23 protein-coding genes and 1 other annotated feature are annotated in these 24,462 nt (G+C 27.1%); of the genes, 19 read left to right on the top strand and 4 right to left on the bottom strand.

The window, feature by feature from the left end; translation table 11 throughout:
* The first annotated feature begins 99 nt into the window (after nt 1-99).
* Entirely contained in the window at nt 100-1,947 is a 1,848-nt protein-coding gene (gene tdc, locus J2S18_RS02255; protein ID WP_307482705.1) for a tyrosine decarboxylase, read from the top strand.
* Nucleotides 1,948-2,348: 401 nt separating this feature from the next.
* On the opposite strand, the gene tyrS is transcribed toward tdc, so the two are convergent.
* Nucleotides 2,349-3,578: a tyrosine--tRNA ligase gene (gene tyrS, locus J2S18_RS02250; RefSeq protein ID WP_307482703.1), complete on the bottom strand. Its 1,230-nt coding sequence runs from the start codon at nt 3,576-3,578 to the stop codon at nt 2,349-2,351.
* Nucleotides 3,579-3,865: 287 nt separating this feature from the next.
* Nucleotides 3,866-4,100 (bottom strand) — a binding site (T-box leader).
* A 248-nt stretch (nt 4,101-4,348) separates the two neighbouring features.
* On the opposite strand from tyrS, the gene cax reads away from it, so the two are divergent.
* Genes cax through J2S18_RS02235 form a run of 3 tightly spaced genes read left to right on the top strand, consistent with a single transcriptional unit; the run spans nt 4,349 to nt 7,606 of the window.
* Nucleotides 4,349-5,392, top strand: coding sequence for a calcium/proton exchanger (gene cax, locus J2S18_RS02245; RefSeq protein WP_307482701.1), 1,044 nt, complete (start codon nt 4,349-4,351; stop codon nt 5,390-5,392).
* Between the two features lie 17 nt (nt 5,393-5,409).
* Nucleotides 5,410-6,612 (top strand): alanyl-tRNA editing protein, encoded by a 1,203-nt coding sequence (locus tag J2S18_RS02240; protein ID WP_307482697.1) that lies wholly within the window; start codon nt 5,410-5,412, stop codon nt 6,610-6,612.
* Between the two features lie 13 nt (nt 6,613-6,625).
* The gene (locus J2S18_RS02235) at nt 6,626-7,606 is read left to right on the top strand and encodes an aromatic acid exporter family protein (protein WP_307482695.1); all 981 of its coding nucleotides are present in this window, start codon (nt 6,626-6,628) and stop codon (nt 7,604-7,606) included.
* Between the two features lie 15 nt (nt 7,607-7,621).
* On the opposite strand, the gene J2S18_RS02230 is transcribed toward J2S18_RS02235, so the two are convergent.
* A complete protein-coding gene (locus tag J2S18_RS02230) occupies nt 7,622-8,395 on the bottom strand; it encodes a histidinol phosphate phosphatase (RefSeq protein ID WP_307482692.1) in 774 nt (257 codons plus the stop codon).
* 96 nt (nt 8,396-8,491) lie between these two features.
* Here J2S18_RS02230 and J2S18_RS02225 point away from each other — a divergent pair, with 96 nt between their 5' ends.
* From J2S18_RS02225 to J2S18_RS02165, 13 genes are all read left to right on the top strand, one after another.
* Complete coding sequence (locus J2S18_RS02225; protein ID WP_307482690.1) at nt 8,492-8,833, top strand: hypothetical protein; 342 nt, start codon at nt 8,492-8,494, stop codon at nt 8,831-8,833.
* 76 nt (nt 8,834-8,909) lie between these two features.
* Nucleotides 8,910-10,157: a TcaA 3rd/4th domain-containing protein gene (locus J2S18_RS02220; RefSeq protein WP_307482688.1), complete on the top strand. Its 1,248-nt coding sequence runs from the start codon at nt 8,910-8,912 to the stop codon at nt 10,155-10,157.
* A gap of 417 nt (nt 10,158-10,574) precedes the next feature.
* Nucleotides 10,575-10,730, top strand: a complete 156-nt coding sequence (locus J2S18_RS02215) for a hypothetical protein (protein WP_307482685.1) — start codon at nt 10,575-10,577, stop codon at nt 10,728-10,730.
* A gap of 85 nt (nt 10,731-10,815) precedes the next feature.
* A complete protein-coding gene (locus tag J2S18_RS02210; protein ID WP_307482682.1) occupies nt 10,816-11,601 on the top strand; it encodes a hypothetical protein in 786 nt (261 codons plus the stop codon).
* Nucleotides 11,602-11,712: 111 nt separating this feature from the next.
* Nucleotides 11,713-12,996, top strand: coding sequence for a trigger factor (tig, locus tag J2S18_RS02205; RefSeq protein ID WP_307482679.1), 1,284 nt, complete (start codon nt 11,713-11,715; stop codon nt 12,994-12,996).
* A gap of 147 nt (nt 12,997-13,143) precedes the next feature.
* Nucleotides 13,144-13,740, top strand: a complete 597-nt coding sequence (gene clpP / locus J2S18_RS02200; protein ID WP_307482676.1) for an ATP-dependent Clp endopeptidase proteolytic subunit ClpP — start codon at nt 13,144-13,146, stop codon at nt 13,738-13,740.
* Nucleotides 13,741-13,775: 35 nt separating this feature from the next.
* Complete coding sequence (gene clpX / locus J2S18_RS02195) at nt 13,776-15,074, top strand: ATP-dependent Clp protease ATP-binding subunit ClpX (RefSeq protein WP_307482674.1); 1,299 nt, start codon at nt 13,776-13,778, stop codon at nt 15,072-15,074.
* Nucleotides 15,075-15,203: 129 nt separating this feature from the next.
* Nucleotides 15,204-17,513 carry an endopeptidase La gene (gene lon / locus J2S18_RS02190; RefSeq protein ID WP_307482672.1) on the top strand — a complete coding sequence of 770 codons (2,310 nt, stop codon included), beginning with the start codon at nt 15,204-15,206 and terminating at the stop codon, nt 17,511-17,513.
* 15 nt (nt 17,514-17,528) lie between these two features.
* Nucleotides 17,529-18,125 (top strand): ribosome biogenesis GTP-binding protein YihA/YsxC, encoded by a 597-nt coding sequence (yihA, locus tag J2S18_RS02185; protein ID WP_307482670.1) that lies wholly within the window; start codon nt 17,529-17,531, stop codon nt 18,123-18,125.
* A gap of 167 nt (nt 18,126-18,292) precedes the next feature.
* Nucleotides 18,293-18,757 carry a hypothetical protein gene (locus J2S18_RS02180; RefSeq protein ID WP_307482668.1) on the top strand — a complete coding sequence of 155 codons (465 nt, stop codon included), beginning with the start codon at nt 18,293-18,295 and terminating at the stop codon, nt 18,755-18,757.
* A gap of 29 nt (nt 18,758-18,786) precedes the next feature.
* Complete coding sequence (locus J2S18_RS02175; RefSeq protein ID WP_307482667.1) at nt 18,787-19,065, top strand: hypothetical protein; 279 nt, start codon at nt 18,787-18,789, stop codon at nt 19,063-19,065.
* Between the two features lie 135 nt (nt 19,066-19,200).
* Nucleotides 19,201-19,797, top strand: coding sequence for a hypothetical protein (locus J2S18_RS02170; RefSeq protein WP_307482665.1), 597 nt, complete (start codon nt 19,201-19,203; stop codon nt 19,795-19,797).
* A 272-nt stretch (nt 19,798-20,069) separates the two neighbouring features.
* Complete coding sequence (locus J2S18_RS02165) at nt 20,070-21,278, top strand: extracellular solute-binding protein (RefSeq protein ID WP_307482662.1); 1,209 nt, start codon at nt 20,070-20,072, stop codon at nt 21,276-21,278.
* 51 nt (nt 21,279-21,329) lie between these two features.
* Here the strand turns inward: J2S18_RS02165 and perR are convergent, their stop codons facing one another.
* Nucleotides 21,330-21,737, bottom strand: coding sequence for a transcriptional regulator PerR (gene perR / locus J2S18_RS02160; protein ID WP_307482660.1), 408 nt, complete (start codon nt 21,735-21,737; stop codon nt 21,330-21,332).
* A gap of 373 nt (nt 21,738-22,110) precedes the next feature.
* Here perR and J2S18_RS02155 point away from each other — a divergent pair, with 373 nt between their 5' ends.
* Together J2S18_RS02155 and J2S18_RS02150 are read left to right on the top strand one after the other, a co-directional pair.
* Entirely contained in the window at nt 22,111-22,440 is a 330-nt protein-coding gene (locus tag J2S18_RS02155) for a hypothetical protein (RefSeq protein ID WP_307482657.1), read from the top strand.
* 157 nt (nt 22,441-22,597) lie between these two features.
* On the top strand, nt 22,598-22,798 hold the full coding sequence (locus tag J2S18_RS02150) for a hypothetical protein (RefSeq protein WP_307482655.1): 201 nt from the start codon (nt 22,598-22,600) through the stop codon (nt 22,796-22,798).
* Between the two features lie 120 nt (nt 22,799-22,918).
* Here the strand turns inward: J2S18_RS02150 and J2S18_RS02145 are convergent, their stop codons facing one another.
* Entirely contained in the window at nt 22,919-24,397 is a 1,479-nt protein-coding gene (locus tag J2S18_RS02145) for a nicotinate phosphoribosyltransferase (RefSeq protein WP_307482652.1), read from the bottom strand.
* Nucleotides 24,398-24,462 lie beyond the last annotated feature (65 nt).

The raw sequence follows: 24,462 nt of genomic DNA, 5'->3' as shown, positions 1-24,462 counted from the left end.
TTAAATAATATAGCATTTAAATTTTATTACAATTAGGTTTAAATGCTATATTTTTTAGAATATAATAGTTAAAAATTTTTTACAAAGGAGAAGATTAAAATGAAGGGACAAGATTTAAACTTAAAAGCATTATTTTTAGGACCAAAATCAGAAAATAAGCAAACTTTCCAAAAGTATTTAAACATGTTATTTGAAGACCATAGTGAGTGGAGAAAAAATTATCATCCAGAAGATATGCCAATAATAAAAAGAAGTGATATGAACAAAGAAGATTTTATTTTTACTTCAGATAAAATGGAAGATGTTTTAACTGAATTATCAATAAAATTAAGATCACAATCATTACCATGGCATTCACCAAGATTTTTAGGACACATGAATTCAGAAACTTTAATGCCAGCATTACTTGGATATTTTGCAGCAATGTTATATAACGGAAATAATGTTGCTTACGAATCATCACCAGGAACTTCAGAAATGGAAGAAGAAGTAGGTGGAGATTTTGCAAAACTTATGGGATATGAAAAAGGTTGGGGACATATTTGTGCAGATGGTTCAATAGCAAACTTAGAAGGTATTTGGTATGCAAGAAATATTAAATCATTACCACTTGCAATGAAGGAAGTTGCACCAGAATTAGTTGAAGGAAAAACTGAATGGCAATTATTAAATATGTCAACTAAAGAAATTTTAGATTTAGTAGCTAAAGTTCCAGAAAAACTAGATGATTTAAAAAAATATTCAGCAAGAAGTGGTAAAAATATTGATAAATTAGGTAAATGGTTAGTTCCTCAAACTAAGCATTATTCATGGCTTAAAGCTGCAGATATTATAGGCCTTGGATTAGATAATATTGAAGCTGTTGAAGTTAATGAGCAATATAGAATGAATACAGAAGCTCTTGAAAGAAAAATAAGAGAATTAGCAGCTAAAGGAATTCCAACTTTAGGTGTTGTTGGAGTTGTTGGTTCAACAGAAGAGGGTGCAGTTGATGATATTCATAAGATTATAGCAGTAAGAGATAAGTTATCTAAAGAAGGAATTAATTTTTATGTTCACGTTGATGCAGCTTATGGTGGATATGCAAGGTCTATATTCTTAGACGAAAATTATAATTTTATACCTAAAGATGAGTTAAAGAAAAAATATTTAGAAAATGGAGTATTTTTAAATGAAGAAACTAACTGGCCTTCAGATGAAACTTATGAAGCATTTAAGGCAATGAGTGAAGGTGATTCAATTACAATTGATCCTCATAAAATGGGATATGTACCTTATGCAGCAGGTGGTATTGCAATAAAAGATAAGAGAATGAGAGATTCAATTTCATATTTTGCAACTTATGTATTTGAAAAGGGTATGGATATACCAGCACTTCTTGGAGCATTTATGCTTGAAGGATCAAAGGCTGGAGCTACAGCAGCATCAGTTTGGGTAGCTCACAGAATATTACCATTAAACATTACTGGATATGGAAAACTTATAGGAGCAGGTATAGAGGGTGCTTATAATTTATATACTTACTTTGAAGGAAAAGAATTTAAAGTAGGAGATAAAGTTATTAAGATGCATAATTTAACAAGACCAGATTTTAATATGGTTGATTTTGTATTTAATGAAGAAGGAAATACTGATTTAGCTAAAATGAATAAGTTAAATCATGATTTCTTTGATGAAGCATCATATGTTGATGGTGAATTATATACTAATGATTTTATAACTTCACATACTGATTTTGCAGTGCCTGATTATGGACAAAGTCCATTACCATTTGTTCAAAGATGTGGAATAACAAAGGCTCAATGGGATAAGGAACAAAAGGTTACAATTTTAAGAGCTTGTGTACTTACACCATATATAAATGATAAAGAAACATTTAATGAATATATGGATAAAATCCATAAAGCAATTCAAGAAAAATTAAATAAAATTTATGATGTAAGATAAAAAAATAAAGTGTATAGAAAAAAGGTATCGACAAAGCATTACATCGATACCTTTTTCTTGCATTATAAAATGATTCACTTATTTAAACTTTTTAAGTTTTTAGCATTATTTTTTTATCTATCTATTTTTAATCTTTTATGAACAGTGTGTTTTATTTAACTTTTATTTTTTAGCATTATAATTATTTAAAAATTAGCATTATTTTTAAAATTGTTTTTTTAGCATTATTTTGATTTTCCGAATCTTTTATTTTTAAATTAAAGCATTATTATTAAATTAAAGCATTATTATTAAATTTTTTTATTTTTAAATTAGCATTATTTTTTAGCATTATTGTTATCTTTTAATCTAAATTATATTATAAATATTTATTCCCTAAGTAAATATTTAAATTAAATAATTTATTTAATCACTATTTTTGTGAAACCTTTTTTACCTTTTTTAATCATTGCAAATCCATCTTCAAAATGTTCTTTTTCTAAAGTTTTTGCAATATCTAAAACTTTTTCTTCATTTATAGTTAATCCACCTTGGTTAACAAATCTCTTAGCTTCTGATTTTGATGGGAATACATCAAATTCAACTAATACATCTAATAGATTATTTCCTAAGTGAGCTTCTGTTATTTCTATAGTAGGAACGTGTTCTAAATCAACGCCACCTTCAAATAAAGCTTGTGAAGCAGCTAAAGCTTTTTCAGCAGCTTCTTCTCCGTGAACTAATTTAGTTACTTCGAAAGCTAATCTCTTCTTAGCTTCATTAATTTCAGCACCTTCAACTGAACATAATTCTTTAATTTCATCCATTGGTACAAATGTTAAAAGCTTTAAGCATTTTTCAACATCAGCATCATCGATGTTTCTCCAGTATTGGAAGAATTCAAATGGTGAAACTCTTTCAGGATCAAGCCATAAAGCTCCTCCAACAGTTTTACCCATTTTTTCACCTTCACTATTAGTAAGTAGGCTACAAGTCATAGCGTATACGCTCTTACCTTTTTTCTTTCTTACTAGATCAACACCAGCGATCATATTTGACCATTGATCGTCTCCACCTAGTTCCATTTTACATCCGTATTTTTCATTTAATACTACAAAGTCGTATGCTTGCATTAACATGTAGTTAAATTCTAAGAAAGATAAACCTCTATCTAAAGCAAATCTCTTTTTGAAACATTCAGCAGCTAACATTTTGTTTACTGTGAAATGTCCACCAACTTCTCTTAAGAAATCAATGTAGTTTAATCCTCTTAACCAATCAGCATTATTAACTAATATAGCTTTGTCATCTTCAAAATCAATAAATCTTGACATTTGTTTCTTTATTGATTCAACATTATGATGAATTTGTTCATCAGTTAACATTTTTCTCATGTCAGTCTTTCCACTTGGGTCACCAATAGTTACAGTACCTCCACCAATTAAAACAATTGGTCTGTGACCAGCTTGTTGCATATGTGCCATAAACATTAATGCAATAAAGTGACCAACATGTAAACTGTCAGCAGTTGGATCAAAACCTATGTAGAAAGTAACTTTCTCTTTTCCTAATAATTCTCTTGTTTCTTCTTCATGTGTGAATTGTTTAATGTATCCACGTTCTTTTAGGACGTCTAAAACATTTCTTTCCATCATTACAACCTCCAATAACTAATGTATTTTTTATATTTTTTGCATTAATTATTGACCTTCTTTAAATAAAACAATATAATAATATGTGTGAAATAATAATAATATCGTAGAAGAGCAATAATTGTGCAAATTTTTGACTCTTTTATTTGCTATATAAATTTTTATTTATAACTCTTTGAAACTTACGTTATAAATAATTACTTTATATAGTTTTTTATTTTTTAATGAGCATTAATTTATATTTATATTTATATTTATATTTATATAACAAAAAAACCCCATCCATAATAAAGGACGAGATTGCTCACGTGGTACCACCTTAATTTATTATATATTTTAAAAATATATAACCTCATTAAAAGTTTTTAACGGTACTTAACCGATAACACCTAATATCTATAAAGTAGAGTTCAATGTACGACTCCAAGATGTATTCAAAATAAATGTCTTTGTTCCTCTCATCATCCGGTAACTTTCTGTAAAGACTTAGATATTCTTACTTGTTCTCTTCATTGTCTTTTTTTATTAATTTATTTAGCAACTTTGTAGTGCATGTGCTTATTATAACGCCATAAAATATTATAGTCAACATCATTTTTCAAATATTTGCATTAAATGTGAGTAAAATATAAATACTTTAAATGAATTAAGTGTATAAAAAGTAAATATAAGCCTGAATATAGCTAGTGTTAGACTAATTTAAACATAATTAAAAAATATGTTGTATAATTATATAAAATAATTATACAAATGAAGAAAGAGGTATCATTATGAAATTTTTGAAATACTTACTAATATTTATACCTATAAGTATAATAGGAGAGTTTATGCATTTATCTCCTACAATTTTATTTTTATTATCTGCCTTTGCAATAGTTCCACTTGCAGGAATTATGGGTCAGGCAACAGAAGAAATATCTTGTTATACAGGTCCAAAGGTTGGAGGATTTTTAAATGCTACATTTGGAAATGCAACTGAACTTATAATTTCCTTTTTTGCTTTAAAAAGTGGACTTTTTGATGTAGTTAAAGCTTCAATAGCAGGTTCAGTAATTGGAAATACATTATTAGTTTTAGGTGCTAGTATGTTTATTGGAGGACTTAAATTTAAAACTCAAAGCTTTAATAAAAAAGTTATTGATGTAAGTTCTAGTATGCTTTTATTTGCAGTTATTGGATTAAGCGTTCCTGCAATATTTACTCATACAGTTAATCCAGAATTATTAAATACTAAATATGAAGGATTAAGTATTATAGTAGCTATAATTATGTTTTTAATATATATATTAAGTTTAGTTTTTTCATTTTTTACTCACAAGGATTTATATGAAAGTAGTGCAGAGGAAGGAGAAGAAGCAAATTGGTCTTTAAAAAAATCCATAGGAGTATTAGCAGTTGCAACAGTATTAATTGCAATTGAAAGTGAACTTTTAGTTGGAGCTGTTGAGCCTATGACTGAATCTCTTGGATTAAGTCAATTCTTTGTTGGAATAATTTTAATTCCTATAATAGGAAATGCAGCTGAACATAGTACTGCTGTTGTTATGGCTCTTAAAAATAAAATGGATGTAGCAGTTGAAATAGCAATTGGTTCAAGTCTTCAAATAATTTTATTTGTTGCACCAGTTTTAATATTTTTAAGTCTTTTATTTACTCCTATGAGTATTGTATTTAATTTATTTGAACTTGTATCACTTATAGTATCTGTTTTAATTGCCAATAAAGTAGCAAGTGATGGAGAGTCAAATTGGCTTGAGGGTGTTCAATTGTTAGCTGTTTATATAATTATTGCAGCAGCGTTTTTTGTAGTTTAAAAAAGGAGGATTAAGGTTTGGAAAAGTTATATTATATAGATCAATATATAAAAGAGTTTACAGCAGAAATTGAAGAAATATTAGAAAAGGGTGATGGTTTTCACGTTGCCTTAAATAAAACAGCTTTCTTTCCTGGTGGAGGGGGTCAGCCCTGTGACTTAGGAATGATAGGAGAGCATGAAGTTAAAGAGGTATATGAAAAAGATGGCATAGTGTATCATGTAGTTTCTAAGAAACCTATAAAAATACATAAAGTTAAGTGCAAAATTGACTGGGATAGAAGATTTGATTATATGCAGCAACATTTATCTCAACATGTACTTTCAGGATGTTTCTTTAAACTTTTTAATCATAATACAGCAGGTATTCATCTTGGAAAAGAAAAAAGTACAATTGATATAGTTGGAGATGTAACAGAAGAGCAAATAAGAGAAGCTGAAATATATGCAAATGAAAATATATTTAATAATTTAAAGGTTAATTTTTTATTTCCAGAAAAAAGAGAACTTAAAAAGATGGGACTTAGAAGAGCCCTTCCAAATACAAATGAAAAAATAAGAGTTGTAGAAATTGAGGGTTTAGACATAAATGCCTGTTGTGGAATTCATCCAAGTAATACAATAGAACTTCAATGTATAAAACTTTTAAGACATGAAAGACATAAAGGAAATATAAGAATAGAATATTTAGCAGGAAAAAGAGCAATTAATGATTATTTTGAAAAAAGTGATTTTTCAAAGAAAATATGTAAATTTTTAAACTGTAATGAAACTGAAGCAATAAATAGTATAAATAATTTAAGTGAAGAACTTAAAAAATCAAATAATGAAAACAAAATACTTAATGGAGAATTATCTAATTATAAAATAAAAGAACTTATAGAAAATGCAACTAAAGTTTCTGATGTTTCAATTATAAAAGAAATATATGATGGAAAAGATATTAAGTACGTAAGTAAGTTAGCTTCAAGTATTACTGAAAATTCAAGAGTAATAGCATTAATGGTTGTTAAAAATGAAGATAAAGCTAATTTAATATTTGCATCTTCTAAAGATATAAAAGAAGTTAATATGAATAATCTTCTTAAAGATTCAATTACTCTAATTGATGGAAGAGGAGGAGGAAGTCAAAATTTAGCTCAAGGTGGAGGAAAGAACAATAACAATTTACAATCACTTTTAGATTATTCCTTCATGAAGGTAAAAGAGAGTTTGCTTTAAGGGAAGGATGAACATGGAATTTTTAAGGAAAAATACATTTAAGATGGCAGCTTCTGCAACAATTTCAATAATTATAGCAAATTTACTTGGAGTTAAGTTTGGAGTTACAGCAGGAATAATAGCAATACTTAGTATTCAAGATACAAAAAAGGAAGCTTTATTAGTTGGGGGAAAAAGACTTATAGCAGCAACTATAGCAGTATTATTATCCTTTATATTATATATAATATTAGGGAATAATCCATTAGTTTTTGGTTTGTTTTTGCTTATATTTATTCCTATAACAAAGAAATTTAAAATGGAAGAGGGGATGGTAGTTGGTGCTGTTTTATCAACTCACCTTCTAACAGGAAGCAATATAAATTTAAGCTGGATATTTAATGAAGAAATCTTAACTTTAATAGGAATTGGAATTGCATCTGTATTTAATTTATATATGCCATCATTAGAATCTAAATTTAATAAAAATAAAGAATTTATTGAAGAGCAGTATAGAAATATAATAGCTGATATGGCAAAAAGTCTTGTAACAAAGGCTGTACCAATAAATGAAAGAAAAAGATTTAAAAAGGTTAAAAAAGTTCTTGAAGAAACTAGGCTTTTAGCTTATAAAATAAATAATAATTATTTGTTTAAAGATGAATTTTATTTTATTGATTATGTGGAAATGCGTATAAAACAATTTGATACAATAAAAAGAATGAATTCTCACTTTTCAAGATTTTCAATAACGTATGATCAGACACTTATAATGTCTGACTTTACTGAAAATATTGCAAATAATATATATGCAGATAATGATTGTGTAGAACTTTTATATAAATTAAATAGATTAAGAGCTGAATATAAAGAGATGGAATTACCAAAAACTAGGGAAGAATTTGAAAATAGAGCTATGCTTTTTCAGTTCTTAAATGATTTAGAAGATTTCCTTTTAATTAAAAAAGAATTTAAAAGAATGCATAAAAACATAAAACAAAGCTATGGCTTATAAGGTCATAGCTTTCTTTTATAAATGAATTATATTTATTTTTCTTTCCTTAAAGTATACAGGTGTTAAATTAGTTTCAAGTATTATATCCTTTGCAATATTAAAATCTTTTCCTATTCTGTCTTTATTATGAGCATCTGAACCTACTGTTATATATTTACCACCAAGTTCCTTATATCTTTTACAAAGATTAAAAATAGAATGGATGAAATTTTTATCATCAAATTTCTTAGTATTTATTTCTAAACATTTTTCCTTTTCTATTAATATTTTAAATACTTCATCAACATATTCTCCAAGTTCTGATAGATTTATTTCCTTATCTTTTCCTTTTAAGTATCTACAAGGATAGTCAATGTGGGATAATGAATCAAAATTATCAAATTCTTTAATATCTTTTATCATTTCCTTAAAATATAAAGTAAGATATTCTGCTTTTGTAAGATCATTTTTACTTTCATCAGTAAATATATCTACATCATTAACTGAATGTATTGAGCCTAAAATAAAATCAAAGGGATAAGAAGTTGATAAATTATTATTTTTACTTAAAGAGGAGGAAGATAATCCAATTTCTACCCCAAGAAGAAGATTATCTCCTCTATATTTTGAGTATTCATTAAAAAATTTATTAGGGTCAAATTTAAATAAATCTTCTTTAGGATAATTATAATCCATATGTTCTGTTAAAATAGTTCCTATATTTAAAGCTTGTCCTTGTTTTATTACATCTTCAATTTGCATCTTACTATCTGATGAAAATTTTGTATGCATATGACTGTCAAAAAACATTAAATTACCTCCGTTAAAATATATAAATTGCTTTTTTATATTATAGCATAGTATTATAAATGGTGAAGAATATGACCTATATTAGGAGGAATGAAAATGAAAGAATTATTTAAAATAAAAGATATGGCTTTTTATGAAGAGGATTTTTTTGATGACATAAAAGAGTACGAAGATATAATTCCAATAATAAAAGAGTTAGAAGATAAATTAACTTATGAAAAAATAAGTTGTGTTGAAATTAATGAATGTTGTAAAGTTAGCAAAGATAATTATTATGTTGAAATTCATGGATATATAAATGGAGAAGATGAATTTATTACAAAGGAAGAAAAGGATAAATTTGAGGATGTATTAAATAATGATTCTTTAGATTTATTTGTTATAAGAGTTTATAAATGTGCTGACTGTGGAAAATGGATAATTGATATATTAGAATAAAATAAAAACGATATGCAAATATTAGGGAAGTATTTGCATATTTCTTTAATTTGGAATTTGTATAGGGGTGAGGTTAATGGATCTTAAAGAAGGTATAAATAAGATAAAAAATAATTTCCTTAGAAAATATAATGAAGTTAAAAATATAAATAAGGAAAACTACAAGTATTTTTTTAAAAGCAATATTAAAATTTTAGTTATAATTTGTATTGCTGTATTTTTATCCTTAGGTTATATAGTTGGAAATACTAGAACTACTAAAGATCAAGTATTGAAAAATCTTGAGATTGGTCTTGAAAAGGGAAAGTTATCTAAACTTAATGATGTAATAAGGGTAGATAATAAAAAGATACCAAAAGATAATTTGAAACCTTTAGCTCAGTATTATAAGGGAAAAGATTCTGAAGTAAATAATGTGATTAATGATTTGAAGGAAAATAATTCTAAGTCTATTTTTAAATTAGAAGAGGAAAAAGGATTGTTTTTTAATAAATATTATGTTGAACTTAAAACATTTAATCTTAGTGTTATAAGTAATTTTGATGAGGCGGATATAACATTAAATAATAAAGAAAAGATTAAATCAGGAGAAACTTTAAAGAATCTTATACCAGGAGATTACAAGGTAAGTGGATATATAGACAATAAGTATGGGAAAATAAAAAAAGAAGAAAATATAACTTTAATGAAAAATGAAACTGTAAATTTAAAGTTAGATGGAATAGTTGTAACTGTAGATAGCAATTTTAAAGATGCCACTGTTTTTATTAATGGAGAAGATAGTGGAATTAAAGTATCAGATTTTAAAGATATAGGACCAATGCCTTCAGATGGAAGTATAAAATTATCTATTAAAAAAGAATTTCCTTGGGGAGAGATAGCTGGAACAGAGGAAGAAGTAAAAGAAATTCCAGATATTCGTTTAAATTTAAATATTTCTAATGAAAAACTTTGGAGTGATGTTAATACTTCAATAGATAAGTTTTACAAAAGTGTATTTGAGGCTCTTAATGATGAAGATAAAAATGTTATAACTATGGCTACTGATGAAGCAAAAAATAAAATATATTCTGTTTTAGAGAAAAATTATTTTATATTAAAAAATAAATACGATATGGTTTCTTTAAATATAGATAAAGATAAAAGTAAGTTTGAATATAAAAATGGTGAATATATAGGAACTATAGTTTGTAATGTGCAATATAATACAAGTAAAATTTTCCTTGGACTTGGAAAACAAGAAAATACAAAGAAATTTTTAACTAGAGTAGTATATAAAAATGGTGAATGGGTTATTAATAATGTAGAAAACTTTTCTTTGTAAAGAAGTTTTAAAATTGGCTAGTGGATAATTTCCATTAGCTAATTTTTTGTGGCAAATAAAAAACCTGCACTACAATAGTACAGGTTAAAGGGTTATGTTCATTTAAGAAAGGGAATAAATGAACATTTTGTGGGGTTTATTTAAACTCTATAGCGTTTGCTAATAGAGTGGTATGGGCTTTATTTATAATTTATTTGTTAATACAATTATACTAGACTTGAAAAAATATTCCAAGGGAGAAGAGGTAAATTTACTTTTTATTAATAAATAATTCAGAATATGTTTAAAAATGAAGAAATATAGATTAAAATATATTTAATAAATTAATAAGAAAATTTATTTGTAAATTTATGATAGAATATACTTTAGGATATTCTTGAATTTTGTTAAAATATGATATTGTAAAGGAGGATTAATATGTTAATAATAGAAAAGAAAAGTCATTTGAAGGATGCTCCAGAATATGAAGAATATTCAAATAATGTAGCTAAGCTTACATCAGAAGAAAAAAGAGCTTTAGGAATAAGAGAGTGTAATTGTAAATGCAAAAACAAAAATAAAATTAAAAAGTAAGTAAAATATAATAAGTTAGATATTATTTTTTTATATAAATATTGTATAATAAGTTTAGTATTAGTAAGTTTAGGAGGTAAATATTTTGGCTAAACCAAGTATTTTTAGTAGAGATTATGAAAAGAAAATGAAAAAAAGAAGGGCTAAAATTATAGCAATAATTAGTGTTGTAGCAATAATTGCTGGAGTGCTTATATATAAGTTTAAAATTGAAAATATGGATTTTTCTAATATAAGAACGAAATTACAAGCCTGGGCAGACAGTGATAAACAAGTGGAAGAGAAACCTAAAGAAGAAGCTAAAGTTAATGAAGCTGAGGTTAAACCAGAACCACCTAAAAAAACTTATATTGATGCAAAACTTGGAAAAGATTTAGTTGTAAAGTGTGAGTATAAAACTGTTGATGATAAAAAAGAATTTGTTTCTATGGAAGATGTTAAAGGCTTAAGCTATGATATATCTCCTAATAAACAAATGATACTAACATTAGATAAAGATCAAAATATGCAACTTATAGATATAGATGGAAAAGTTAAAGATGTAACTAGAAAAGAATATGTTTCAACTAAAGGACAAAAATTTCATAAAGAAGCTATCTTAAAAAGAGAAAAGAAATATTTATGGAGTTCTGATGCTAAGTTTTTAGATGATGATAATATTGTATATATAAGCAACTTACCTTATTTTGGAAGTGCTGCTACAAATGAGTATGCATGGATATATAATATAAAAAATAATACTAATACATTTGCAAGAAGCACAAAAGGTAAAAAGATAGAGTTTGGAAAAGTTGTTCCTAAAAAAGGAATAGAAATAAAAATAGATAAAAATGAATATGTACTTAATGATAAGGGAAGTATTTTAAAGTAATATTAAAAAAACACTATATATAACAAAGCATTTGATAATATGTAGAAATTTATGTTATAATAACGTAGTTAATATATGAGAACAAAGAACTATTTTAGGAGGAAAAAGCAGATGGAAGCTAAAATGGAAAAAATAGAAGCTAATGTTGTTAAATTTGAAGTGAGAGTAGAAGCAGAAAAATTCACTGCTGCTTTAAATAAAGCGTACAACAAAAATAAGAAGAATTTTAATATACCTGGATTCAGAAAAGGTAAAGTGCCAATGGCAATGGTAAAGAAGCATTATGGTGTAGAAGTATTATTTGAAGATGCTATAAATACTGTAATAAATGAAACTTACCCAACTTTAATAGAAGAAAACAAACTAAGACCAGTAGACTATCCAAAGATAGACGTTTTAGAAGTTGGAGAAGGAAAAGAATTAGTTTACACAGCAGAAGTTACTTTATATCCAGAAATTGAACTTGGAGAATATAAAGGATTATCAGTAAAGAAAAAAGAAGTTGTAGTTGATGATGCTGAAGTTGAAGGTCAATTAAAGAACATGCAACAACAAAATGCTAGAGTAGAAACTAAGAATGATGGAGCAATCGAAAAAGGCGATATCGCTGTTATAGATTTTAAAGGATTCATAGATGGAGTTGCTTTTGAAGGCGGAGAAGGACATGAATATTCATTAGAAATAGGTTCTGGTTCATTTATAGATAACTTCGAAGATCAATTAATTGGTTTAACTACTGATGAAGAAAAAGAAGTTAAGGTTACTTTCCCAGAAAATTACGGAAAAGAAGAATTAAATGGAAAAGAAGCTACTTTTGAAGTAAAGATTAGAGAAATTAAGTTCAAAGAACTTCCAGCATTAGATGACGAATTTGCTAAAGAAGTATCAGAATTTGACACATTAGATGAATTAAAAGCTGATATTAAAGGTAAATTAGAAGAAACTAAGGCAGCTTCAGTTGAAAGAGAATTTGAAGATGAATTAATAACAGCAGTTATTGAAAATTCAAAGATAGATGTTCCAGCTGTAATGGTTGAAAAAGAAATTGATGCTATGGTTAGAGATCTTGAAAATAGATTAAAATACCAAGGATTATCATTAGAACAATACATGCAATTTACTGGAAACACTGAAGAAAAAATGAGATCATACATGAAAGAAAATGCTGAGAAGAAAGTTAAATCTGACTTAGTATTAGAAGCTATAGCTAAGGCTGAAAAAGTTGAAGCTACTGACGAAGAAGTAAAAGAAAAAGCTACTGAAATCGCAAAGATGTATGCAGGAGATGAAGCTGAAAAGATGGCTGAAATGTTAATGCAAACTCAAAGAGCTATGATCGAAAAAGATATAGTTGTATCAAAGACAATAAAGTTATTAGAAGATAACTGCAAATAATTGATATACTAAAACTAAATAGATATAATCACTAGATAATTGCCAGAAAATATTTTTCTGGCAATTATTTCAAATAAAACAATTAACAAAATAATTATATTGATGTATAATTTTATTTAAGTTACATTAATAAAGGAGGGAACAGTTATGAGTTTAGTTCCAATGGTTGTTGAACAAACAAATAGAGGAGAAAGAAGTTATGATATTTTTTCAAGACTATTAAAAGATAGAATAATAATGCTTAATGGTGAAATAAATGATGATACTTCAAATCTAGTAGTTGCTCAGCTTTTATTCTTAGAAAGTGAAGATCCAGATAAAGATATATATGTTTATATAAATAGTCCAGGAGGATCAATTACAGCTGGTATGGCTATATATGACACTATGCAATATATAAAACCAGATGTTTGTACTATATGTATTGGATTAGCAGCTTCAATGGGTTCTTTCTTACTTTCATCAGGTCAAAAAGGAAAGAGATATGCTCTTCCAAATGCAGAGATCATGATACACCAACCTTTAGGTGGTTTCCAAGGTCAAGCAACTGATTTTGACATTCATGCAAAGAGAATTTTAAGAATAAAAGATAAATTAAATCAAATACTAAGTAAAAATACAGGTATGCCTTTAGAAAAGCTTAAAGCAGATGTAGAAAGAGATAATTTTATGGATGCAGATGAAGCTATGGAATATGGCTTAATTGATAAGGTAATTACTAAGAACGAAATAGAAAAGGCATAATAAATTTAGGACTTGTCCTTAGTGAGGTGAAAAATATGGCTAAATATGAAGATAAAAAACAGTTAAAGTGTTCTTTTTGTGGAAAGAATCAAGATCAGGTTAAAAGATTAATAGCTGGACCTGGAGTATATATATGTGATGAATGTATTGAATTATGTTCAGAAATCATAGAGGATGAATTTGAAGAAACAAAAGAAGTTGTTTCAACAGATTTACCTAAGCCACAAGAAATTAAAGAATATCTTGATTCATATGTAATAGGTCAAGAAGGAGCTAAAAAATCATTAGCTGTTGCAGTTTACAATCATTATAAGAGAATAAATAGTAAGAAAGTCTCAAATGATGATATAGAATTACAAAAGAGTAATATATTATTACTAGGACCAACAGGTTCAGGTAAAACTTTACTTGCTCAAACATTAGCTAAAGTTTTAAATGTTCCATTTGCAATTGCAGATGCAACAACATTAACAGAGGCTGGATATGTTGGAGAAGATGTAGAGAACATTCTATTAAAATTAATACAAAATGCTGACTATGATATAGAAAGAGCAGAAAAAGGTATTATTTATATAGATGAAATAGATAAGATTGCAAGAAAATCAGAAAATCCATCAATTACAAGAGATGTTTCTGGAGAAGGAGTTCAACAAGCACTTCTAAAAATATTAGAAGGAACAACAGCTTCAGTTCCACCACAAGGAGGAAGAAAACATCCTCATCAAGAACTACTTCAAATAAACACTTCAAATATACTGTTTATTTGTGGAGGAGCCTTTGATGGAATAGATAAAATAATTGAAAAAAGAACAAGAAAGAGTTCAATTGGTTTTGGAGCAGACATTCAATCAAAACACGAAAAAGATTTAGGTTCATTATTTAAAGAAATAATGCCAGGAGATCTTTTAAAGTTTGGATTAATACCAGAGTTTGTAGGAAGACTTCCTATATTGGTTACTTTAGAGTCTCTTGATAAAAAAGCTTTAGTTAAAATATTATGTGAACCTAAAAATGCTCTAGTAAAACAATATAAGAAATTATTTGAACTTGATAATGTAGATCTTGAATTTACAGAAGAATCTTTAGATACAATAGCAGAAGAAGCTATTAGTAGAAGTACAGGTGCTAGAGGATTAAGATCAATAATAGAAGAGATGATGATGGATATCATGTTTGAAATACCTTCAGATGAAAGAATAACTAAGGTAGTGATAACAGAAGATACAATAAAAAATGGAGATAAACCAGAGGTAGAGAGATTGCCAGAAGGTGAAGTAAGACCTATGCTTATTGATAAATCATCAAAAACTAAAGAAGATACAGAAACAGCTTAGATAAAAAAACACTCTTTTATTAAGGAGTGTTTTTTATTTATAATATTACAATTATTGAAAAAACTTATGGTTATGGTATACTTATTAAGTCTAATAAAAATAAATTAAAAAGATTGGGGGAAGATAGGTATGACAAATGAAAATATTCTTCCTTTAATTCCTCTAAGAGGAATAACCATTTTTCCAAATATGGTTACTCACTTCGACGTTGGAAGAGAAAAGTCAAAAGTAGCAGTAGAAACTGCAATGAAAAATGGAGAAAAGATTTTTCTTGCACCACAAAAAAATGTAGAAATAGATGATCCAAAGAAAAGTGATATAAGCAGAATTGGAACAATCTGTGATATAAAGCAAATAATTAAATTACCTGATAATGTAATAAGAGTTTTAGTTGAAGGTAAAGAAAGAGCTAAAATAAAAAAATATCAAGCTAAAAAGGCTTGTTTAGAAGTTGAATTAGAGAGAATTAAAGAAGAAGAAATAGATAATATTGAAATAAGTGCTTACATAAAGTCTTTAAAAGAAATGTTTATAAAATTTATGAAGCTTACTGGTGAAAATTCAAAGGAGGTTATAAAAGCCGTTGAAGTTGACAATAAAGTTCATGAATTTGTAGATATGGTAAGTACTGTAGCTGTCACAAGAGAAGATTATAGACAAGAGTTATTAGAAACCATTGATTTAAAGAAAAGAATTCAAAGGCTTTTAGTAATGATTGAGGAAGAAACTCAAATTATTAAAGTTCAAAAGAAGATAGCTGATAAAGTAAAAGAAAAAACAGATAAAAGTCAAAAAGAATATTTCCTAAGGGAACAACTTAAAGCAATTCAAGAAGAACTTGGGGAAGATGACGATGCAAAAAAAGAAATAATTAAATATGAAGAAAAGATTAAAGAGTCAAATCTGCCTAAAGAAGTTTTAGAAAAGGCTGAATATGAACTTAATAGATTAAGAGGTGCTGGAGCTTCAAGTTCTGAAGAGGCTGTTATAAAAACTTATTTAGATTGGATATTGGACATGCCTTGGAGTAAGAGTAGTAAGGATACCATAGACATAAAAAGCGCTGAGAAAGTACTTCAAAGAGAGCATTATGGACTTAATGATGTTAAGGAAAGAATTATAGAATATCTTGCTGTAAAACAAATGAGTAAAAGTATGAAGGGACCAATTCTTTGTTTAGTTGGACCACCAGGAGTAGGTAAGACATCAATAGCAAAATCAATAGCAGAGGCTATGAATAGAAAATATTCAAGAATTGCATTAGGTGGAATGAAAGATGAGTCTGAAATTAGAGGGCATAGAAAAACTTATGTTGGAGCAATTCCAGGTAGAATAGCTTATGCTTTAAAAGAAACTCAAACTAATAATCCTCTTATATTATTTGATGAAATTGATAAGATTAGTTCAAACTATAAGGGAGATCCAGCTGATGCATTATTAGAAGTTTTAGATAGTGAACAAAACTTTAACTTTAGAGATAATTATTTGGAACTTCCAATAGATTTATCAAATGTATTTTTTATTGCAACAGCAAATAGTTTAGATACAATTCCAAGAGCTTTACTTGATAGAATGGAAGTTATTGAAGTTTCTGGATATACTTATGAAGAAAAATTCCAAATAGCAAAAAGATATTTAATACCTAAGGCTTTAAAGGAGCATAATATTTCAGAAGAAAAAATAAAAATAAGTGATTCTGCAATTAAAGAAATAATTGAAGGATATACTTTAGAATCTGGGGTAAGAAGTTTAACTAGAGTAATAGCTTCAATAATTAGAAAAGCTATTACAGAGATGCTTAAAAAGAATAAAGATAAGGTTAGTATAAATTCTAAAAAAGTGGAGACTCTATTAGGTAAAAAAGTATTTAGTTATGAAAAGATAGATAAGAAGGATAAAATTGGAGTTGTTACTGGAATGGCATGGACAGCTTATGGTGGAGATACTCTTCCAATAGAGGCTATGGTTATGGAAGGTACAGGAAAGCTTCAATTAACAGGACAATTAGGAGATGTAATGCAAGAATCTGCAAAGGCTGCATTTACTTATGTAAGAGCTAATGCAGCTAAATATGGAATTGATGTGGATTTTTATAAGAATAAAGATATTCATATTCATGTTCCAGAAGGTGCTGTTCCAAAGGATGGACCTTCAGCAGGAGTAACTATGGTTACAGCATTAGTTTCAGCTTTAGCTAAGAAAAAAGTTAGACATAATGTTGCAATGACTGGAGAAATAACTCTAACAGGAAGAGTGTTACCTATAGGTGGATTAAAGGAAAAATCACTTGCGGCAGTTAGGGCAGGAATTGATACAATAATAATTCCTAAAGAAAATGAAAAAGATGCAGATAAGATACCGGCTTCAATAAAGAAAGGCTTAAAGATTATAGTGGCAGAACAAATTGATACCGTATTAGATAATGCAATAATGCAATAATTGGAGATGATACCTATGAGGATAAAACAATCAGAATTTATTATATCGGCAGTTAAGAAAGAGCAATATCCAACAGATGATAGAGTAGAAATTGCTTTTGTTGGAAGATCAAATGTTGGAAAGAGTTCAATAATAAACGCTTTAACTAATAGAAAAAAATTAGCTAAGGTTAGTCAAACTCCAGGAAAAACAAGACTTATAAACTTCTTTTTAATAAATAATGATTTCTATCTTGTTGATTTACCAGGATATGGATATGCAAAAGTATCTAAAAGTGAAAAAGCAAGTTGGGGTCAAACTATTGAAAGATATTTAAATGGTAGAGAAGAATTAAAGAGGGTTGTTCTATTAGTTGACTCAAGACACAAACCAACTGCAGATGACGTAATGATGCATGAGTGGATAATACACTATGGATATGACGTAACAGTAGTTGCAACAAAAAGTGATAAGTTGTCAAATAATAATTTAAAAAAGAGTGAAAAAGTAATAAGAGAAACATTAAAATTAACAAAAGAAGATAAACTTTATTTTTACTCATCACTTAATAAAAGAGGAACAGAACAATTAATTGACAATCTTTTTGGAGATTTAGCAGAAGATACTGAATAAAACCATATTAATATAAGGTTCTAGTAAAAGATATATAAACTTTTACTAGAACCTTTTTTTGTAGAAAATTAGAGCAATTTTAAAATTTAGTGTCAAATAATTTTAGAGAGAATAGTATATAGTATAAAAGTTAAATAGAAATATGGTTAAGGAGGTTTGGATAGTTTATGGAAATTAATGATATCCTAAATGGCTTTAATGATTGTTCAGATGATGATAACTGTAATTGCCAAGATGATTGCTGCGGATTTTCTAACAATAATTGTGGCTGTGGCGGATGTAGTGGATTCGGAAACAATTCCTGGCTTTTATTAATTTTATTATTAGCTTGCTGTGGCGGAAATCGCGGATATGGCGGCGGATATGGAGGATATGGTAATATGGGATATGGATTTAATGATTGTTGTTGCTGTTGTTGTTGTGAAAAACCTAAATTTAAGAAATGCAAACAAACAGTTTATGTACCAGAATGTGGAATGATAGGCGGATATAATAATTATCCTGGATATGGTGGCGGAAATGATGGCTTCGGTTTTGGTGGAGACGGCTGCTGGTGGTGGATAATAATAATACTATTAATTTGTTGCTGTGGAAATAATGGATTTGGAAATTGTGGATGTAATAACTGCTAAATAATTTTAAGGTATAGGGGGAATTTATAATGTCACACAAAAAATGTTGTTGTTGCGATAAAACAGTTATAGTTTCACCACAAGGTCAAGCACCATATGGTAGATATGATGGTTTTGGCGGAGGTTGTTGGTGGTGGATAATAATACTACTAATATTCTGCTGTGGATTTGGAAATAATGGCTGCGGTTGTAATGATGGCTGTAACGATGGTTGCAATAATGGTGGTTGTAATGGATTCGGAAACAGCTGGTGGATAATAATAATATTACTATTCTGTTGTGGTGGATGTGGATTTAACAGATTTTAATAAATTAATCAATTAAATATAATTGATAATTGTTGGAGGGCTTTAAGCCCTCCAAAAAAATACCTAAAAATAATAACAAAAATTAATGGTGATACATAGAATGTAAATAAAATAGTTATTTTGGGAGGATTTGAAATGTCAAAGAAGAAACATAAAAGTAAAAGCAATTCAAGAGAAGAAGATGGAAAAGCTTCATTTAATAACTTAGCTAATAATCCTTTTGGTATAGATCCAAATCAGCTTATGAGTATGTTAGGTAATGTAGATCAAAATAAATTAAATAACATAATGGCATCCATGGAGAAGGAAGGAATTGATTTAAGTTCATTTCCACCTATAAATGAATTTAATAATAGTAATAATGGAAATAGTAATATTAACAATAATTTTAATGATAGTGGGAATAATATAAATAATAATATGAATAATGGTGGTAATAATTCTAATATGAATCCTATGGATTTATTTAATTCTGGAAATTGGGGCAATAATATGGGGGGAATGGGAAATATGAATCCAATTGCAATTATAAGTCAACTTGCTAGAATGAATAATGGTAATTGTAATAAAAATAATACAAATAATAATTCTAATTCAAAAAAGAAAAATAATTATAATACAGGGGATCCTAACATGGATATGTTATTAGCTTTAAGAAACTCTGTTGCAGCTGAAAGAATTGAATTTGTTGATAAAATAATAGGTATTTATAAAAAAGGTGATTTAGATTAAAAAAAATGAATAAAAAAATTAATTAAAGTTAATAATATAATTGTATCGGAGAAAAAGATCTCCTACGAAGTTATATTAAAATTAATAGATTTTAATATAATACCCCCCATCCCCCTTTTAGGCCGCATTAAGCGGCCTTTTATTTTGTAATGTATAATAGAAACTTACTGAACAATGAAGTAAGTCTTAATGAATATCTAAAGTAAATATTAATTTAAAACATAATTAATTATTAAAATATTAGGCAGACTATTATATAAGGAGGAGTAATAATGAAATTTAATTGGAAGTTTTGTGGAGTTTTAGTTTTTATATGTTTATTAATTGTAGGTTGTGGAAAAGACAAAAACAAAGAAACTAATACAGTAAATTTATATTATAATAGCAGCACAGTAAAATCCATAAATTATGTTGTTGAATTAATAAAAAAATATGAAGAGAAGGAAGGAAAAAAGATTAACCTTGTCCCAGTTAATAGTGAAGAAGAAATAGAAAAAAAGATAGGTGACGAAAAGGAAGCTGCATTAGTATTGTTAGATGGATATTCATTTATTGATTTTAATAATAAAAATTATTTAAGGGATATAACTTATTTATTTAAGGAAAAAAAAACTAGAGAGAAGTTTGCTAACATAAATAATTTATATGGTATATATGAAGGTAAATATTATGGTCTTGGAATAACACCATTTACCTTAGAGCTTGTTTATAATGAGGAATTATTAAAAAGTAAAGGCATAAAATTTGAAGATAATAATTACATTGAAGCATTAAAAAAATTAAATGAAAAAAAGATTAAAATACCTACATATGTAAAGAGTGAGTACACAAAAGAAATACTTTTTAGTGCACTAGTTGCAAATGATACTATAGCTTATGATTTACATAAAGTTGATGATGTAAATAGTGTTGAAGACAAGATTAAACATATAAAAAACGGTCAAAAAATATTTGATACTTTACATGAACTGTATACAAAAAACATAATAAAAGAAGATATGTTCCAAGATGAAGGGGAGAGTGCTATTAAAAATTTTAATGAAGGAAAAATACCAGTCCTTCTTACAACGACTTTAACATCAGAAAAGATAACAGATAAAAGAGGAATTGGAACTATTAATAAAATGCCTATAAATAATAAAAGTGTAAATTCAACAGTTGGAATGGATTGTATTATATGTTCATCATCAGGTAAGACTAAAATAGATGATTTAGATAATTTTTTTAGATATATTATTAATAGTGATGTTTTTGAAGAGTTAACTAAAAAGAATTGTATTACTGGAAATAGAAAAGCAGATAGTAATTTAAAGGGTGTTCAAATTAAAATGGTAAATTCTATAGTAAGCGCAGATGATATAAATATGTTTTATTTTAATATAATATCTAATGAAAATATTAGAAAGATAGATAAAGAGTGTAAAAATGTTTTAAGTGGAAAGTATGATGGAAAGGAATGGAGTAGGATTATTGGAAAGTGAGACATAAAAAAATAAAAGCAAATCAGCTCTGATTTGCTTTTAATAAAACTTTTATTGACAATCTTTACAAAGACCATAAAAATAAGTTTGATTTGATAAAACTTTATAATCTGAATTTTTTTCAACTTCAGAATTTAGGTTATCAAAAGAAAAGTTCATTAAATCATCTACTCTTCCGCAATTTATACACTGTATATGTGGATGAGAAGCTACATTACCATCATATCTAAAATTTCCTTCACCAACATTTAGTTCTTGAACTAAACCAACTTCAACAAGAGTTTTTAAAGCTTTATAAACAGTAGCTAAACTCATTGTAGGAAAATCAGGCTGAATAGATTTGTATATAACCTCAGCTGATGGATGTTCCTTTGTACTCATAAGATATTTATAAACAGCAAGTCTTTGAGGTGTTAATTTAAGCTTTTTTTCTTTAAAAACAGCAGAAATATTATCCATATTCTACCCTCCTTAACTTGGAATAATACTATTATAACTTTAAAAAAATACTAAGTCAATAATTATTAATAAATTATTATACTTTGTAGATAATCGATATTAATTGTAAAATCCAATTATTTTAAAAGTTTCTCTTGATAAAATAAAGAAACAATGTTAAAATATAAACAAAGTTGTTAATTGATTAACAAATTCCGTGTTCATTTTATCTTGATAGAGTAACTATTGTTATTCTATCTTTTTTTTTATAAATTTTCAAATTTTTTTAATAATAAGTTAAAATATAGTAACTAAAAAATCTTTAGTTGAAAGAAATATTTTAAAGTGCTACTATATTACTAATAAATACAAATTATTTAAGGGAGGAATTATAATGGCTAAATACAAAGTTGGAGAAGAGCTATTAATAGTAAATGATCCTACAGAAGAAAAAGAAAAACTTAAAGAACTAACTAAATTATCTATTGAAGATGATTTTGCACAAATTTCATGGGGAATCAAAGTACTTAATGTAGAATATGATAAACCTAATGTTACTCTTACATATAGAAATATAAATGGAGAAACTAATAAAGTTTTTGCTGTATGCAAAAATATTGCAAATTTTGATCAACAAAAAGTTCTTGAAAAAGCTTTATTAAAAGCTTTCCAAAATGAAATAATTGATATTTCAGTAGGAAAGAACACTGGTTGTATAAGATAGAAAATATAATAAGTTAATAGAAGATAGCCATGTAGTTATAGTATATGGTTATCTTTTTTACAATAAATAAAAAAAATGTAAAAAGCTCTTTATTTTTATTTGTATATATAATATAATCATACTAAATATTGGTTTCGTTTACAAGGTGGGGGTAATTATGAGAGTTTGTCCGTTTTGGTCATTAACCAGTGAGAAAGTAGAATGTAATAATGAATGTCCTATGTATCCTTTTGAAAATGAAGGAGAAGAATGTATATTCGAAACATATTTATATAATGTAGAATTAAATTATACTAATTTAATTAACGAAGGTATGTTTGATATTGATGAAGATGACATTCAACAAATTGAAGCTTAAAAAATTAAAAAAGCAACATTGATATTTTAATGTCAATGTTGCTTTTTTAGGTAATTATTTATAATAATTTAGAAGTACTAAATTTATTTAGTTTTTCTTTTTGTTATCTTTTATAATATTCTATTCAGAATAATTATCAACTGTTGAATGTAATAAATCTTGTTTTAGATTCCAAAGTTTATCTGATAAATCAACATAATATGTGTGAGGATTTTCGAATCTTAAAACTTCAGACCAAAGTTTTTCAGTTTCTTGTAATGAAAATTCTCTAATATCCATTACAGAAGGTGAATTATATACTAAAGTTCCTTTATCAAAAATTTTCTCCATTAAATCTTTTGTATAGTAATTTTTAATTTTCTTCTTTTTCCAAGTATGTATTGGATGGAATATTGTAAGTGGTAAACTCTCATCTATAGTTTCATCATGAAGCATTATTAAATCAGCAATAGCTTTATGAGTAGTTTTATCAAATATTCTAACTGTTTTCTTAAAACCTGGATTAGTTATTTTTTCATTATTTTCACTAATTTTAATTTTAGGAATTATTTCTCCATTTTCTTCAACAGCTACTAATTTATAAACTCCTCCAAAAACAGGTTCAGATTTTGCAGTTATAAGTCTTTCTCCAACTCCAAAAGAATCTATACAAGCACCTTGATCTAATACATCTCTAATAATATGTTCATCAAGAGAATTAGAAACAACTATCTTACAATCTTCATATCCTGCTTCATCAAGAATTTGTCTGCACTTTTTAGTTAAATAAGTTATGTCTCCTGAATCTATTCTTATACCAACAGGTCTTTTTCCTTGAGGTTTTAAAATTTCATCAAATACTTTTATGGCATTTGGAAGACCTGATTTTAAAACGTTATAAGTATCTATAAGAAGTAGGCAATTGTCAGGATAAACCTCTGCCCAAGTTTTAAATGCTGTAAATTCATTATCAAATAATTGAATCCAGCTATGAGCCATTGTACCAACTGCTGGAATATCAAAACGTTGATCAGCTATTGTACATGCTGTTGAGTGGCATCCACCAATTATAGAAGCTCTTGCACCGTATATAGCACCATCATATCCTTGAGCACGTCTTGAGCCAAATTCCATAACTGTTCTACCTTCAGCTGCTCTACATATTCTATTTGCTTTTGTAGCTATAAGAGTTTGATGATTTACAGTTAAAAGAATCATTGTTTCTATAAATTGAGCTTGAATAACAGGTCCTCTAACAGTAACTAGAGGTTGATTTGGAAATACAGGATTTCCTTCAGGAATTGCCCAAACATCACATGAAAATTTGAAATTTTTAAGGTATTCTAAAAAGGCCTCTGAGAATATATTTTTAGATTTTAAATATTCTATATCATCTTGTGTAAACTTTAGGGAACTTAAATACTCAGTTATTTGCTTAACACCAGCCATTATACAGTATCCACCATCATCTGGTATTTTTCTGAAATACATATCAAAGTAGGCAATTTTATTTTGAAGATTTTTTTCAAAATAACCATTTCCCATAGTTAATTCATAGAAATCTACTAACATTGTTAGGTTTCTATTATCTTTAACGTTAAAAGTTTTAGTATTATTCATAATCTAACTCCTCTAAAAAAATATTTAAAACTATTGTACAACTTAAAGAGAATTATTACAATATA

This window comes from Eubacterium multiforme (assembly GCF_030813415.1).
Lineage (GTDB): Bacteria > Bacillota > Clostridia > Clostridiales > Clostridiaceae > Clostridium > Clostridium multiforme.
Note: the sequence above shows the minus strand (reverse complement) of the source record. Positions and strands in the feature narration are given on the sequence as shown.

What these genes read in the sequence shown, in the direction of transcription:
- J2S18_RS02215 (WP_307482685.1), top strand. Translation starts at nt 10,575, where the DNA reads ATGTTAATAATAGAAAAGAAAAGTCATTTGAAGGATGCTCCAGAATAT.
- clpP (WP_307482676.1), top strand. Translation starts at nt 13,144, where the DNA reads ATGAGTTTAGTTCCAATGGTTGTTGAACAAACAAATAGAGGAGAAAGA.
- tdc (WP_307482705.1), top strand. Translation starts at nt 100, where the DNA reads ATGAAGGGACAAGATTTAAACTTAAAAGCATTATTTTTAGGACCAAAA.
- J2S18_RS02150 (WP_307482655.1), top strand. Translation starts at nt 22,598, where the DNA reads ATGAGAGTTTGTCCGTTTTGGTCATTAACCAGTGAGAAAGTAGAATGT.
- tyrS (WP_307482703.1), bottom strand. Translation starts at nt 3,578, where the DNA reads ATGGAAAGAAATGTTTTAGACGTCCTAAAAGAACGTGGATACATTAAA.
- J2S18_RS02225 (WP_307482690.1), top strand. Translation starts at nt 8,492, where the DNA reads ATGAAAGAATTATTTAAAATAAAAGATATGGCTTTTTATGAAGAGGAT.
- clpX (WP_307482674.1), top strand. Translation starts at nt 13,776, where the DNA reads ATGGCTAAATATGAAGATAAAAAACAGTTAAAGTGTTCTTTTTGTGGA.
- lon (WP_307482672.1), top strand. Translation starts at nt 15,204, where the DNA reads ATGACAAATGAAAATATTCTTCCTTTAATTCCTCTAAGAGGAATAACC.
- J2S18_RS02175 (WP_307482667.1), top strand. Translation starts at nt 18,787, where the DNA reads ATGTCACACAAAAAATGTTGTTGTTGCGATAAAACAGTTATAGTTTCA.
- J2S18_RS02180 (WP_307482668.1), top strand. Translation starts at nt 18,293, where the DNA reads ATGGAAATTAATGATATCCTAAATGGCTTTAATGATTGTTCAGATGAT.
- tig (WP_307482679.1), top strand. Translation starts at nt 11,713, where the DNA reads ATGGAAGCTAAAATGGAAAAAATAGAAGCTAATGTTGTTAAATTTGAA.
- J2S18_RS02165 (WP_307482662.1), top strand. Translation starts at nt 20,070, where the DNA reads ATGAAATTTAATTGGAAGTTTTGTGGAGTTTTAGTTTTTATATGTTTA.
- J2S18_RS02220 (WP_307482688.1), top strand. Translation starts at nt 8,910, where the DNA reads ATGGATCTTAAAGAAGGTATAAATAAGATAAAAAATAATTTCCTTAGA.
- J2S18_RS02235 (WP_307482695.1), top strand. Translation starts at nt 6,626, where the DNA reads ATGGAATTTTTAAGGAAAAATACATTTAAGATGGCAGCTTCTGCAACA.
- yihA (WP_307482670.1), top strand. Translation starts at nt 17,529, where the DNA reads ATGAGGATAAAACAATCAGAATTTATTATATCGGCAGTTAAGAAAGAG.
- cax (WP_307482701.1), top strand. Translation starts at nt 4,349, where the DNA reads ATGAAATTTTTGAAATACTTACTAATATTTATACCTATAAGTATAATA.
- J2S18_RS02145 (WP_307482652.1), bottom strand. Translation starts at nt 24,397, where the DNA reads ATGAATAATACTAAAACTTTTAACGTTAAAGATAATAGAAACCTAACA.
- perR (WP_307482660.1), bottom strand. Translation starts at nt 21,737, where the DNA reads ATGGATAATATTTCTGCTGTTTTTAAAGAAAAAAAGCTTAAATTAACA.
- J2S18_RS02155 (WP_307482657.1), top strand. Translation starts at nt 22,111, where the DNA reads ATGGCTAAATACAAAGTTGGAGAAGAGCTATTAATAGTAAATGATCCT.
- J2S18_RS02230 (WP_307482692.1), bottom strand. Translation starts at nt 8,395, where the DNA reads ATGTTTTTTGACAGTCATATGCATACAAAATTTTCATCAGATAGTAAG.
- J2S18_RS02170 (WP_307482665.1), top strand. Translation starts at nt 19,201, where the DNA reads ATGTCAAAGAAGAAACATAAAAGTAAAAGCAATTCAAGAGAAGAAGAT.